Source organism: Bradyrhizobium yuanmingense (assembly GCF_025200905.1).
Lineage (GTDB): Bacteria > Pseudomonadota > Alphaproteobacteria > Rhizobiales > Xanthobacteraceae > Bradyrhizobium > Bradyrhizobium yuanmingense.
This window is the reverse complement of the sequence record NZ_CP104173.1, coordinates 5,493,286-5,507,482: the sequence shown is the minus strand read 5'-3', so window position 1 is coordinate 5,507,482 and position 14,197 is coordinate 5,493,286. Positions and strand designations below refer to the sequence as shown.

Sequence of the window (14,197 nt, the reverse complement as noted above, 5' to 3'; positions counted from 1 at the left end):
GTTGTGATCGGTCCGTCCCCCTGGTGCGGACGCGGCGGTCGTATGAGTGTTGAACATTGGGAGCCGACGTAGCGGCTTGGTACTAAGTCGTTGTCATCGGAACGGCGGTGTAGACGGCCTGGGCCGGACACGAAGACGGCAATGATAATCCGTGGACAATCGAAAGCGTGCTGCTGTTAGACGTTGCACCATACTCTAGCGGTCTGCGTGCTACCAAACGGCCAGAGGGCGTCATCGATGATGTGGCAGTATCGGGGCGGCCTTGAGAAGGAGTCGAGGCGTGTAACGCGACTACAAATTGTTGCGCAATGTGGAACTCATATGCATTCTCCGCGAGGTGGGTACGACACGTGCGGAGCCATTAACGGCGCACGTTCCTGTCAAGCTGGTCAAGCATTCGAGCTGCAATTTCGTTCGTGTCGCATAGTGGAGAGCCGCCCGCATTGTTTGCGCCGCTGGCGGAGCATCAAGCCGACCACATCGGAAGGTATCCTCATCACGGTATGAACAGGGGCATGTGATTGAAGCGATCGTATAACCGCGCAGCTGATAGGGGTAAGCTTGCGATAGCTTGAAGGAAGCTTCTCTGAAGGCTTCAACTTGGTATTCGGATGCGCGATGATGCGCGAGGGGCGGACCACGCCGGAGCGCTATGATGCCGTCTATATCGTACCGTTGGGATGCCGGGCAGGCCGGCGGTGTTGCGAGCAAGATCGGCGATATCCAAAGCCTACTCCATAGACTTGTCATTGCGCGCTCGCGCCATTTGGTGCCGATCTGGACGGTCACCTCGCCACAGCGCCCGAGTCTTTCCAGCGTCAAGGCCCATGCGCGTCGCCGGCTACGACGGCAACGCTCTGCTTGCACTCATCAACTCGATGAAGCCAAACGTCGTCTTGCCTTAATCCGGCATTTCGTCGCCTCATCCGCCACGACCGCCTTGAAGATGCAGCAATCCGACTATTTTGCTCGGCTGGTCAGCTTCCGGAAAGCTGGACCTGCAACCGTGGCTTAGTGGAGATATCTCGGGGCTGATCTGCGACTGCACCAAACGTAAACATCGTCAAACGGGGTTGCGAGATGGTTCGAATCCAAGACACGCTCGATACGGCAACGTTGGACTCCGGCAGCGCATCAGCCGCCACGGGGCAAGGTGAAACGACAGGCCAGGCGGCCTTTGACCAGCACCTGCACGAGATGCCGTTGGAGCAGGAGCAACAAGGAGGTGCAGGTCCTTCCGATGCTGTTGTGCCGGGCGAGGTGGAGGACCGTCTCGATACGGTCAACCAGAAGCCCGAAATGAAGCTGGTTGTGATTTCGAACCGCGTTGCGCCGTTCGACCCCAATAAACCCCAGACCGGCGGGCTTGCGGCGGGCCTCGAGCCGGTGGTGGAACGTTCCGGCGCGGTTTGGATAGGCTCTTCGGAGGCCCGCGGCGATGGGATCGAGCGGCCCCTGCCACTGGTACCGACTGGTGCGGGCCACGTCGCCAGGCTCGATCTGCCGGCCGCGGACCATCCTGGCTACTATCGGGGCTATTCGAATTCAACGCTGTGGCCAGCATTGCACTCCCTGCCGGAGCGGATGTCGGTCTCGGAAGACGATTTTGGCAGCTATCGAAGGATTAACGACTTCATCGCGCGCGCGGCCTTCGACGTACGAGATCGGGACGCATTCTGGGTGCATGATTATCATTTGCTTCCGCTCGGGGCCGATCTGCATAGGCTCGGCATCGAGCGGCCGACAGGCTTTTTCCTACACACGCCATGGCCGACGCCCGACATGATAGAGCACGTACCCAATCATCACGAACTGATGAAGTCGATGCTGGAATACGATCTGCTCGGCTTCCAGACGAACCGGGATCTGAACAATTTCTTGGCCTGCCTGCGAACCGACTTCGGGCTGGAGAGCAAGGATGGCGTCGTGACCACGGAGCGTGGCCAGACGCGACTTCAAAAGTTCCCAATCGGTATCGATCCCAAGCAGTTCGCAGAGTATCTTGCGGCAGAGCTCGCGCCCGCAGAGCAGGAAAAAATCTCGTCATTATTGCAAAACGTCGAGGGCGCCAAGTTTGCCATCGGCGTAGATCGGCTCGACTACACGAAGGGCATCGACAAACGGGTCGAAGCATTTAGCCAGATCTTGGCGGCCGAGCCGGGAAGCATCTCGCTTTTACAGATCGCGCCGTCCTCACGCGCCGACGTGGACGAGTATCAAAAGTACAAGGAGGACGTGGAGAATGCGATCAACCATGTCAATGCCGAGCATGGCACAGACGAATGGAGGCCGATCCAATACACTAATGATTCGTTCAGCCAGGCTGCACTCGCGCGTCTTTACCGCGCCGCACATGTAGGTGTCGTCACGCCGCTCCGGGACGGCATGAATCTGGTAGCGAAAGAATATGTTGCTGCTCAAGATCCGAAGGATCCGGGCGTTCTGGTCTTATCGAAGTTTGCTGGGGCGGCTGAAGACTTCAATGCTGACGAGGCGCTGCTGGTGGATCCAAACCACCCCGAAGAAATCGCAGACGCGATTTTGAGAGCGACCAACATGCCGCTTGAGGAGCGTGTGAAGCGCTGGCGGTCGATGATGGATAAGATTGAATCCTATACCATCCACGACTGGTCGGCGGACTACCTCGGGGAGCTGGACAAAGGCAGCATCACCGTTCCGGCTGATCAGTTCCACATTCTCGGTCTCGGCTGGACCAACGAAGCTCACATGCCCTTGTATCAAAATTATGCCGCGGCGCTGACCGCCTATAACGAGATCGATCCCGCTGATGCCGCTTTGAAGGAGGCTGCCTATGGAGCCGTGAAGTCGGCCTTTGACGCTTTAGCGGCCCCACTGAAGCATACACAGGACAGACTCTGGGATCTGCCGGCGGCGACAGCTTCACGCGATGGTCATCGCGGACAAGAGCTCCGTGGCCGCGAGAACTGACCAGGTGAAAAAGCATAGCACCGGCGGGATGACAGGCTTCTGTAGCAGGACAGAGGAGCAATCCAGGTCTTTGGCGCTGACGCGGTTCTTGCGCACGACGCAGGCCTAAGAAGCCAAGGCATCATGCGAGTGGTCCATGACCAGAATGGGGCGATACAGTCAACTCGTGTTCTATGTCTAAACGACGCTGATGCGAACGGTGGCGGGGTCAGTCGGCGCGCTGCTGCCCGTTGATCGCTCCGCGGCGGAAAGCGGCGCTTGCTCTGGGCCCGCGACAGCACGTTACGGAACAGTTCGCAGTGAGGCACTAGCTTGAACCGGCCGCGGATGATCAGGCAGCAGCGGGCATTCTCGATCGAAAATTTCGCCCTTGATCTCGTTCGTGTAATAGGGGGGGCACGGCTCGTGCGTCGGTCCCCGCACCGATAGATCAGGATCGTTTCAAGTTGGACCGTAGCTCCCTCAATTGCCGCTGATGCCCAGCTTCATTTCGCCATTACGTTGCGCAGAAGAACCTGATCTGGTGCTTGTATGTTGTTTGTTGGCTCAATGCCAAGACGTGTTGCAGCGTAGGCCGTTTCTTGGGCATTTTTACTCTCCTCGTCTGGAGCGCAATCCTCCCGGCAATCAGTTAACGAACCGAGTTATCGGCGTGACATCGCGTGTTTCGCAAGGAAAAAGCTCCTCGAACTCGGCAATGCTTGCAGCCGACGGGTCCGAGCGCCATGCATACCACCCTTAGCATGATGTCGATCCGGCTGGCTGCTAATCAATGCGCTGATCTTTGTCCTGATGATGCCCGTCGACAAGTCTGCCCGTTGACGCCAGCTAGGAGAACCTCCGATAGGGAGGTAAGCAGCACCGCTGCGTCCCGGGCTTGCCACTGAAGATCGAAAAATGCTGGCGCTGTCTCACAGGCTGTCCGCCGACACGCTGTGATGTCCGCTTGGCAACCAATGGCGGCAACGGAACATGGTCGTGCAGCCTCCGAACGACTGAAACTTGCGACTCTTTAGCCGGCACGCAGCTTGCAGTGAGCGGCCCATGACATAGCGCAAGACGCGCGTCATGCGCTTGCGCGCTTTCCGCCGCTTCTGGTTGACGCGTCAGGACCCGCGCGCGTGGCCGCTCGACCTCAACCGGAGCAAATTCATGGAGACATCACTCCTCTTTGTCGCGCTGTTTTCGATTGCCTGCTTCACCTCCACGGCGTGTTTACAAGAGCGAACGGATGCGCCGATGACTGATGATCCATTCCGTTGGCTCGAGGAGATCGATGGGCCACGCGCATTGGCTTGGGTTCGCGCAGAGAACGAGAAGACGCTCGGGGTGCTTCAGTCAGATCCTCGCTATCGGCACTTCTACGAACAGGCGCTCTCCATCCTGAGGGCCAAGAAACGGATCGCAGACATTCCATTGGAAGGTGGTAGGGAGCATTTCTGGCAAGACGAGAAGCATGTGCGCGGCGTCTTGCGGCGCACCACGCGCGAGAGCGATCGTAGCCAAGATCTAAAGTGGGAAACCATCCTCGACGTGGACGCCTTGGCTGCCGCCGAAAACAGAAACTGGGTCTTTGAAGGTGCCAACTGCCTTCTGCCTGAAGGGCGCCTCTGTTTGATTAGTCTTTCCGATGGCGGCAAGGATGCCGTGTCCATACGAGAGTTCGATCGCTTCGCCAAGACCTTCGTCGCGGACGGCTTTTATCTCCCAGAGGGCAAGCAGGACGTCAGCTGGGTCGATGGTGACACACTCCTTGTTGCACGGGACTGGGGCGAGGGGACTTTGACGCAAGCCGGCTACCCCTTTGTAGTGAAGGAGCTCAAACGCGCTCAGCCGCTCGGTGAGGCTCGCGAGATCTTTCGTGGTGAGCCCACCGACAGCGAGACGCAGCCCCTCGTGCTTCGTGACATCGAAGGTCATATTCATGTGACCGGCGCGGTCCGCGCAATCAGCTTTTTCGAGTCCGAATATGTGGTCTTCGGCGCCGATGGGCCCGTGAAACTCAATCTGCCGAAGAAGGCGGAGATCGTCACGATCGCGTGCGGCCGCCTGCTTGTGAAACTTGACGAGGACTGGAGGCCGTCTGAAGACAACCGCTTCACGGCGGGCTCGGTGATCTCGTATGAACTCGACGAATGGAAGCAGGATCCGCTGCGCGCCAAAGCCTCGCTTGTCTTTCAACCTGGGCCCCGCCAGGCCCTGGGCGAGTTAACCGCCACAAAGAATTGTTTGATCCTGACGATCCTTGAGAACGTTCAGAGCAAAGCGTTCGTCTATGAGTACGATCAAGGAGCTTGGTCCGCAACGCCGATACCGCTGCCGGAACATACAGGTGTCAGCCTGTCAGTTGCCCACGATGAAGCGGACCGGGTCATGTTTACCGTCTCGAGCTATCTCGGACCAGCGTCAGTCTGGCATTTTGATGCCGAAAGCAAAAGGCTCGAGGAATTGAAGAACACACCGTCCGCCTTCGATGCGTCCAACCACGTCGTGGAGCAGCTCGAAGCCACTTCGCGTGATGGCACGTCAATTCCGTATTTTCTGGTGCGGCCAAAGAACGCTAGGTTTGACGGCGCAATTCCGACGCTTCTCCTTGGCTATGGCGGCTTCCAGATCCCGCTTCTGCCTTCTGATCTGGGGCCGGGCGGGCGGCTCTGGCTCGAACAGGGCAATGCCTATGTCGTTGCGAACGCCCGCGGGGGCGGCGAGTTTGGCCCACAATGGCATCAAGCCGCCCAGGGAGCAACGAAGCAGACGACATGGGATGATTTTATCGCCGTTGCCGAGGACCTGGTCCGCCGCAAGATCACGAGTCCACGCCGGCTTGGAGCAATTGGCGGCAGCCAGGGTGGCCTCCTCGTTGGCGCAGCAATCACCCAACGTCCCGAGCTCTTCAACGCAGCGATCATCGAGGTGCCGCTGCTTGACATGCTTCGATACACCAAACTGGGCGCGGGCGCCTACTGGATCGGCGAGTACGGTGACCCCGCCATTGCCGAGCAGCGTGCGTGGATCGAACGCTACTCGCCCTACCAGAAGCTGGTGGCGGGCAAGACCTATCCCGGGCCCTTAATTCTTACCTCCACCAAGGACGATCGCGCGCATCCAGCGCACGGCCGCAAGGCTGCCGCAAAGCTTGCCGCGCTCGGCCAGCCTTACCTTTACTACGAGAACATCGACGGGGGACACAGCGCCGCGGCCAATCTCATGGAAGAGGCGCGTCAACTGGCCCTTGAATACACCTATGCATGGAGGCGGCTTTGTTCCGAGTAACGTTTGCTCAACGGGCTGATCAAAGCAGACAGAACGGAGACCATTCGTTATCTCAACGTCTTCACGTTGCTTCGCTGAATTCATCGAAGCGGAAGTCAAGGCGAGAGGATGATGAGCCGCCGGCGGCGCGACGAAGTTCGTCAGATGCGCAAGTTACCGGTTTGAACATGCTCCGCCGTTTGTCGAGCAGGTTTGCGGGCTGGGATAACCTGCCAAATGTGCTTCCTTTAGGATTGTCTCGGCGGACGTTGTTCGGCGACAGGGCGCGACGTGCGATCAGATCCGAAGACAAACAGCCAAAGCGCAGCCCTGCGAGCGTCTTCGTGCTTGATAAAACACCCAGGGATCTTCATGCAGGCATGATCGGCTTGATAATCCTGTTCCAGGCTGCGCACAGGAGTTCAAGGCTTTGTTGTCAACGTCGATGAAAGCCATCTGCCGACTCTGGATGAGAGCGACATGCTCGAAGCTCCGCAACTCTTCTATAAGTCGGTGGCGCGCGACGGGTGAAGCGAAGGTCAAAGCGTCATCTGGGCTGAAACCTTGAGGCGAAACTGTCGTCGACGTCAGGATTGTTGTCGCGTCCACGATGCGGGCGGAGCGAGGCCACGCGATAAAAGAATGGAGCACGTGACCAGCGCAGCGACGCTGGGTGTCTCTTGCCGACCGTCTTGATGGACGGGAGACTCTTCGCTAGATCACAACGGTTCACTATGGAGATGCCGCCGTGGCAATGGGTATTGTGAAGTGGTTCAACTCGACCAAAGGTTATGGGTTCATCAGGCCTGACGACGGAGGTCCCGATGTCTTCGTGCACATCAGTGCCGTCGAAAAGGCCGGTTACACTACTCTCGAAGAGGGGGCCCGCGTCAGTTATGAGCTCAAGGCCGGGCATTCGGGTAAGATGTCAGCTGAGGATCTCCGAGTTGGCTGATCCGACTCGTCTTCGGAAAACTGCTCTCTCAGAGCGTGTTCTCGTACCTGTCCGGCGATGCGCTGTCACGGCGCGCCGGGCGTTCGGCCGTCGCTTCCAGCCATGAGGCTGTCTCACAAACCGCACGACAGCCTTGGTCTCCTCAGGCTATCGAGGGGGCACTGCGGCCAGAGTTACAGGAGTTGCAGCCTGGTCGCGCAGTGCTGGCGTAGCAAGATATTCCTGCCCGCGGGCCACAAACGGTCCGAACCGTACGCTCGTGACCAAATGCCGGAAAGTACACACCGGTCGGGCTGGTGCTCACCTGTCCAGGCGTGATCCATGTGGTTCATGACGGTGCTCGCAAAACCGAGCTCGTCCGTTGTAGACCATACCGCCCAGCTGCGCTGCGGCTGCAGGCTACTCTGCTACGCTGATGCCGTGAGCCTTCGAGGGCTCGTGTAACCAAAGCCGGGTTGGCTTGATGAGGCGCGGCGAGGTCAAGCCCCGAGGCGCCCATGAGTGGGTCGATCGTAGGAAGCGGTTGGCCGTACACGCGCCGGACCTGAATATCTTTTCGACGAATTATGTATTTCACGATGCTCTCGGCTCGGAAATTGCACAAGACGGGCGGCAATTCCTGTCTGCGATCGCAAAGGCCGTTTCCGGTCAAAGAGAGCGGCCCTGATCACCATCTATTTGTCGTCCAGCGAGGTCGCTGATGCTGGAAACCTTATTTCCTGCGCGCACACCGTCAGAGGCCGCCGCGACGCAGGAAGGGCGTGTCCAATCGACGCACAGCGCGACGCAGCAGTCGCCTCGACTGCGAAGCGCGCACCACCTAACTTCAGGTAAAGTGCTATCGTTCTCACGCAGCATCGATCAAATCGACAGCGGTTTTTGATGAGCCCGGAATGATTGTCTTTCCGAGCTGAGAAAGCGTGCGCGCAATCGTCGCTAGATAAACTGTGATCAGATTTGGTCAGCTGTCACTGTGCTGCGCATGTGAGCTGTCGCAGCACGCGATGGTCTTTGGGCGAGCGCAGGCGCTGTTGCGCCCGTGTGTTCATGCTGTTGATCAAGATCGGTTTCCACTCTCACGCTCGATGCTGGGTATGGCCTCGCCATACCAGTGGCATCGGCGCACAATTCTAGCGCGGATGTCGTTACTCGCGAGCCGGCTTCGGATGGGTCGAGAGGACTCTGGAGCGGGGCTTTGGTGAACCTTTCAATCGAACTTGTAAGAAGCCTGAAAGAATGTACCCCAGCGCTCCATGCTGTACTTCGCAAATGAGGACGAGTGCTCGATGCAGCCGTTACCGCAGTGCATGGACCCGGCGCCCCCTTTGGTCCACATGGCCCAATAGCGGCCACCAACGCCAATGCTAATGTTGTAGGTGAGGAAGTAGGACAGCACGCCTTCAAGCTGGACTCCGCCACCACCATTGCCGCGTTGTTCAGAAAAGGTGGTCTTGGGACGCAAGAGATGATAGTCACGCCCCTTGAAATCGGTCCATGGCAAGTAGGCCACGTCGGCGCTCAAACGCCAACGGTCGGTCAGCATGGTTTCGGCGCTCACGCCGATCCGGGGCGCATTCCATTGAGTATCCTCGCCGCCGATGATCCTGTTGTCACCCGGCGCCAAGCATGAATACAGCGGGTTGGCCACCTGCATGCATCCGGTCGAGTCCGAACTCTGGCCGTAATAGGTCCAGCCTATAAATCCGCCGACTTTGTAGTCGGTGCTGCGCAGAAAATCGTAACCGACGTCAGCCGTGTAATAGGTGAACCTTCCGTTTGACTGGCCTGAAAGGTTGTTGATGTAGGAAAATCCGTGGTTGGGTATCCAATCTTCATTATTTATTTTTCCTTTGTTGAAGCCCCCGGTACCAAGGTTGCTCTTCAGGAAAACTCCCCAGGGACTGTCAAGACGGCCGAATAACTCCCCAGACAATCCGTCCAAACCATGATACGTGAGCCGTGATATCAGCAATCCGGGATCTTGGCCTTCGTGCGCTGCGCTGTGATCCCACTGGAATTTCCCGCGGCTGAGCCAGAGCCGCGAGCCGCCTTCGAACGACCAACCGCTCGCGTAGGGAATGGGCTGCACGCTCGCGGGTGCCTTCGTGTACAGCGGAGCATTAGACCATTGTGCGGCCTTTGAGTCGGCGTCGAAATGGTAGTTAAGGCCAATCTTTCCGATGTGGTAGTTGCTGGACAGGCTGGTTGTGTTCGCCGGCAGAATCGCAAACGGCGGAAACTGCACTGTCGAAGCGGTCGCGACGCCGGGTCCGCCAAAGTGCAAATAGTCATACTCGACGTTCACCGACCATGCAGGCGCTAGGGCTTGCTCGATGCCCAGCCCGATGATGCCACCGACCCGGCCATAGCCGAAATGGGTTTTCTCCTGGGGCAGGTAGCCAGCTTCAAAGTTGTTGACGACATCGCCTCTATTGTTTTGCCAGGCAACGCCTGCCTTGAGATAGGCCAGCGTGTGCCCGAGGGCGCCAAAAGCGTAACCAATGCGGCCAGTGCCGGTCGCGAAGAGGTTGGGACCTGCCTTGCAGTTTGCGCTCACAACGAAACCCGAAGGGGCAAGGCATGTATTTGTGCCCTCAGAGACAGCACCGCTGGCATCGAGCTCAATGCCAAACACCCAGTTGTAATTCTGCCAGTTGTAACCGATCTGGCCACCTGCAAGGAACGCCGGGGTATCGACGATGCCGCCATAGATTGATGGGCCGTATGGATTGCTGAAGGAGGTGCGGCCGTACCCACCGCCGGCATGCCCGCCAATATAGCCTCCAGACCAGTTCCACACCGCCTGTGGCAGTTTAAGTTGTGGGTCCGCCGGCTTGGCTGCGCTGCTTGCGACGAGCGCAATTGTTGTCGCACCACAAAAAATAATTCTCGATCGCATCAAAGTTTTCCCTGCACTTCCCAGTTCACGACCCGCCTCCTCCAAGTATCGCCGCACGACGATCGTCGGAGCAGACCAGATACGCGGTAACGCGCCCCAGGTCCGTCCCGAAGATCACCGCACTACAATTGGTGATGATTTCCCGAATAAAGCAAACCGCGTGCCGAACTGAATTCGTATGCTTTGCGGGGTCTTCGGAGAGTTTGTCGCGTCAACTTGCCGACGTTGGTCTCAAGGCTGACAGTCGAAGTGTCCGGATGAGAAGCACGGTCGCAGCAGCCTGGTTAGAAGTGCCCTCCAGTTGAGAGGCGGCGGAGCAGGGAGTCGAACGCGCGGTACTGAGCTTATTGCACGAGGATTCCGGGGAACGCTCGATCATGAAAAGAAGGCTCTACCCGCAGGCTTGGATTAGACGTAATCCGCAGGCGAGCTCATATTCATTCGGTCCGGCGGCTCTAGGCCGGTTTGGTGAGGAGGGCTCTCCTGATGCCATCCGATAAATCGTAACGATCGTGAGGAAAGAACCGTCTCAACGAGCGATGACCGTCGCTCTGCAAGGGCCGCACGAGCGGCGTGTCGCCTGCTGAGGAGTACAAATGCACATGGCGAGACCCTAGATCAGCGCGGTCAGTGAGCGTAGATCTGGCTCATTGCGCGAGGAGTCAGACAATATTGTCTGCCGGGCGGCATGATCCCGACACATCTATCACGAATGTCAAAACCGCTATCAGGACGCTACCTCTCATTCGCCGAACGTGAGGAGATCGCCATGAACAGGAGGCTCGCGTGAAGAACGGACTTGTACTCGGCCCGACATGGCGTTGAGGCAGTGCGCGCCGCCATTACCTGCGTAAAGGTCAGCATGCCCGAGGAATTGCGCCGGTCGCTGAGTTTGGATCAAAGAGCTGAGCTGGCTCAGGCTGCACGTCTGAGGATCGATGCAGGGCTGCATTTCCACGATCCTCACAGCTCTTGGCAGCGCGGCACCTACGAGAACACCAAGGGCTGCTGCGCCAGTACTTTCCAATGGAGACCAATCTCCGCATGCACCAGGCCGATGATCTCGAGGTCGTGGCTCTCGCACTCACACGGGGGCCCAGGAAACCCTTGGCTGAAAAACGTTCGCAGAAGCTCTCGACCAACTGCTACAACTGAGCGATACACAGGGTGTTGCGACGAACGGTTGATCCTCAACGCAGTTGTTCAGACCACTGGCAGGTAGCTTTACCGACCTGCCGAAATCATGGGCGCGCCGTGATCACCTAGTCACGTGGTTTGACGCGCTTTCGCGGCAGCTGGATTGTCCCCTATGTTGCCCATCGCTGTGATTGTGAGCCGCGTGGGGCCGGCCGCTCCGCTCGACACCGATTGGACGCTAAGGACCCTCTTCACTCGACGGGGGATTAGCGGACATTTTCCGCGGGTCGTGGTCGATCTCTCTTCAATAAACCAAGGTGGTATGAGGAGTAGAATTCCCGCTCGGTAACTTTGGGCTGCTCAGCCTCGTTTTTGACGTAAGTGTTCCCGATCGGTAACTTTGCTGCTTCCCCTCGGGAGCTACTTGAAAGTTCCCGTCCGGTAACTTTGTGCTGGACATTCGCTGCCTCAACGCATAAAGTTCCCGCTCGGTAACTTACGACGAGAGAGCTATGAACACGCCTCCAAAGGGTACTCTCCCCTCGCCTCGAAACGACCAACCTGGCGAGACCGGTGTCGCGCGCCAAGCCGCCGAATTCGCTGCAGCATTCGGCCGCCTCATCCAAGAAGAACGCAAACGCCAGGGCCTCCGGCAGGACGAGCTCGCCATGGTGAGCGGGACAGGAAAGCGCTTCATAGTCGACCTCGAGGCCGGAAAAAGCACCTGTCAGCTCGGGCGCAGCCTGCACGTGGCAAACGTGCTCGGGCTGCGCATCGAGGATGTTCTTAAGGAAGCCCAAGCCCGCCGCGCGAACGCTTCCGAGACACCGGACATTCCCGACAGCGAGGAGGAGGAGGAGCCTCATGGACCGTCTTCCGGTCTACTTTGAGACGCGAGAGGTCGGATGGATCACGGCCGCCGACGAAGCGTCAGGCTTCACTTATGCTGAATCCTGGCGCGGGCTGACCGGGGCCTTTCCTGTGTCGCTCACCATGCCGCTCTCGCGGGCGTCGCACAATGCCTCGGCCATTCTGCCATGGGCGGCAAATCTGCTGCCGGAGAACGCAACTCTCGGCGCCGTAGGTCATATGCTCGGCAAGTCGCCAGCCGATGTCATTGGTCTTCTTGCCGAGATGGGCCGCGACATCGCCGGCGCGCTCTCAGTCGGACAACCGGGCACCGGGCTGGTCGCTGGCAAATGGCGCGAGATCCCCGACAAGGCCTCGCTCGAGCGTATCCTCAATGAGCTACCCCACAAGCCCTTCCTCGTCGGCGAAGATGGCGTGTCGATGTCGCTTGCCGGTGTGCAAACAAAGCTTGCCGTCGCTCTGGACAGCGACACCCTCTACGTACCGATCGACGGCGCACCATCGACCCACATCATCAAGCCCGATGGCGAGCGATTGCCCGGCGCCGTCCAGAACGAGGCATTCTGCCTGACGCTCGCGCGCATGATCGGAATCCCGACGCCGAACGTGACGACCGGGACGGCAGGCGAACGTAGTTACCTGCTGGTTGAGCGCTATGACCGCCGTCATGACGGCAAGAGGTGGCGGCGGCTGCATCAGGAGGACTTCTGCCAAGCCCTGGGCCGACCGCCAGCTGCCAAGTACCAGAACAACGATAGAGGCCTAAAAGGACCATCATTGGCCGACATGGTCGGTGTGACCCAGCGCCACATGACAGCACAGCAGACCGCCCGCTTTGTCGATCTTGCCATCTTCAATCCGATGGTGTGGAATACGGATTCCCATGCCAAAAACTACTCGCTGATGCTATCGGCGCGCGGCGCCGTCATGGCACCAGGGTACGACATCGTCTGTGCGGCGCCATATCCGAAGATCACCCGCAACATGGCGCAGAAGATCGGCGGGCAGAAGCAGGCGGACCAGCTCGGACGCAACCACTGGGAGCGCTTCGCCATCGACTGCAAGCTCTCTCCAGCCCAGACGATCCGGCGCGTCTCCGAGATTGCTCAGGCAGTGACGCACCATGCAATGGCGGCCAAGGCCGAGGTCGAAGCCATGCCTGCCGGCGGTCATGCCGTCCTGGACGCGGTGCTCGAGGCGGTGATTTCGCGCGCACGCGGCTACCTCGAACGCCTCAAGCAAGCGGAGCCCGCGCAAGGCGCAGCAGCCCCATCGCCTTAGCAGCAGACGCATGTCGTGACAAAAACATAGCCCGCCCGCCTCACCAGTCTGAAACGTGGCTGCACATCTGCCGAAACGGCGGGCACTGTGTGACGAAGCAAATCCCGGCAAGAAAATTCGCAGTGTTCGCGAGGCTCGTCGCAAGATCGGCTCCGAACAATTCAAGTTACGGCAAACAAGGCATCGCTCCAAAATGGTGAGAGGCATTCTGGCTGACGTCCGCAAAATTTTCTCTCTATATTGACCGCTGCCATACTGAGCGCTGCTATGGCCCTTGTAGCCTGCGGCTTTGGCTGTATCGTTCAAGGCACTCGTTTGTTTCAACAGCGACAACAGCACCGCCTGCAACCACGTGCTGCGGGAAAACCGACATCGTTTCTTTATAAGGAACGCTCAAGCGGCATTGGCATGCCGGTTGCTTGACGATTTGACGAAACCACTTATGACCATGATGCTCGTTGGGCATCCATCCAGGTGTTCAGATGAAACTTGCCGGCTTATCGATGGCAGAGCTCTCCCGATGCGCTTTCCAAAAGGTGCGAGTGCGCCGCGAACTCTGCCACGTTCGGACGCGCTCAGGTTTGCCGGGCAGAACTCGAGTGTCGTGTAGGGGGCTCGCAACGAATGGTCGTCCTCAACCAGATCGTGCTGCAGACCAGGGTAAAGGCGCTATACCATAGGACGATTGTTTGCGTCACTTTTGGCCGGTGGCTGAAGCGCGGGAATCTACGACATGCCGAGCCTGGGTTCGTGATGTCAAGCGGCGGCGTTCAGTCGGTGCTCTACAGATGGTCAATGAGCTGATGCAGGACGATTGGGATCCTGAGAAAATACTCAGGCAACAGGACGAGCTC

Annotated in this window: 6 protein-coding genes and 1 pseudogene; 6 read left to right on the top strand and 1 reads right to left on the bottom strand. The window is 58.6% G+C overall.

The window, feature by feature from the left end; all coding sequences use genetic code 11:
• The first annotated feature begins 1,080 nt into the window (after window positions 1-1,080).
• The 3 genes from N2605_RS25720 to N2605_RS25710 all read left to right on the top strand — a co-directional run bounded on the left by N2605_RS25720 (window position 1,081) and on the right by N2605_RS25710 (window position 7,156).
• Window positions 1,081-2,949, top strand: a complete 1,869-nt coding sequence (locus N2605_RS25720; protein ID WP_260343554.1) for an alpha,alpha-trehalose-phosphate synthase (UDP-forming) — start codon at window positions 1,081-1,083, stop codon at window positions 2,947-2,949.
• A gap of 1,068 nt (window positions 2,950-4,017) precedes the next feature.
• Window positions 4,018-6,222: a prolyl oligopeptidase family serine peptidase gene (locus N2605_RS25715; protein ID WP_260343553.1), complete on the top strand. Its 2,205-nt coding sequence runs from the start codon at window positions 4,018-4,020 to the stop codon at window positions 6,220-6,222.
• Window positions 6,223-6,949: 727 nt separating this feature from the next.
• Window positions 6,950-7,156: a cold-shock protein gene (locus N2605_RS25710; protein ID WP_260343552.1), complete on the top strand. Its 207-nt coding sequence runs from the start codon at window positions 6,950-6,952 to the stop codon at window positions 7,154-7,156.
• 1,207 nt (window positions 7,157-8,363) lie between these two features.
• Here N2605_RS25710 and N2605_RS25705 read toward each other — a convergent pair.
• Window positions 8,364-10,055: an outer membrane beta-barrel protein gene (locus tag N2605_RS25705; RefSeq protein WP_260343549.1), complete on the bottom strand. Its 1,692-nt coding sequence runs from the start codon at window positions 10,053-10,055 to the stop codon at window positions 8,364-8,366.
• Between the two features lie 771 nt (window positions 10,056-10,826).
• Between N2605_RS25705 and N2605_RS36530 the strand changes: the two are divergent.
• From N2605_RS36530 to N2605_RS25695, 3 genes and pseudogenes are all read left to right on the top strand, one after another.
• Window positions 10,827-11,242: pseudogene (locus tag N2605_RS36530) on the top strand (transposase); the annotation flags it as partial.
• Between the two features lie 462 nt (window positions 11,243-11,704).
• A complete protein-coding gene (locus N2605_RS25700) occupies window positions 11,705-12,082 on the top strand; it encodes a helix-turn-helix domain-containing protein (protein WP_425248812.1) in 378 nt (125 codons plus the stop codon).
• On the top strand, window positions 12,057-13,343 hold the full coding sequence (locus N2605_RS25695; protein ID WP_260343547.1) for a type II toxin-antitoxin system HipA family toxin: 1,287 nt from the start codon (window positions 12,057-12,059) through the stop codon (window positions 13,341-13,343). Before N2605_RS25700 ends, N2605_RS25695 begins: the two co-directional genes overlap by 26 nt.
• Window positions 13,344-14,197 lie beyond the last annotated feature (854 nt).

Coding starts and splice junctions, on each gene's coding strand:
- N2605_RS25720 (WP_260343554.1), top strand. CDS start 1,081: ATGGTTCGAATCCAAGACACGCTCGATACGGCAACGTTGGACTCCGGC.
- N2605_RS25715 (WP_260343553.1), top strand. CDS start 4,018: ATGCGCTTGCGCGCTTTCCGCCGCTTCTGGTTGACGCGTCAGGACCCG.
- N2605_RS25705 (WP_260343549.1), bottom strand. CDS start 10,055: ATGCGATCGAGAATTATTTTTTGTGGTGCGACAACAATTGCGCTCGTC.
- N2605_RS25700 (WP_425248812.1), top strand. CDS start 11,705: ATGAACACGCCTCCAAAGGGTACTCTCCCCTCGCCTCGAAACGACCAA.
- N2605_RS25695 (WP_260343547.1), top strand. CDS start 12,057: ATGGACCGTCTTCCGGTCTACTTTGAGACGCGAGAGGTCGGATGGATC.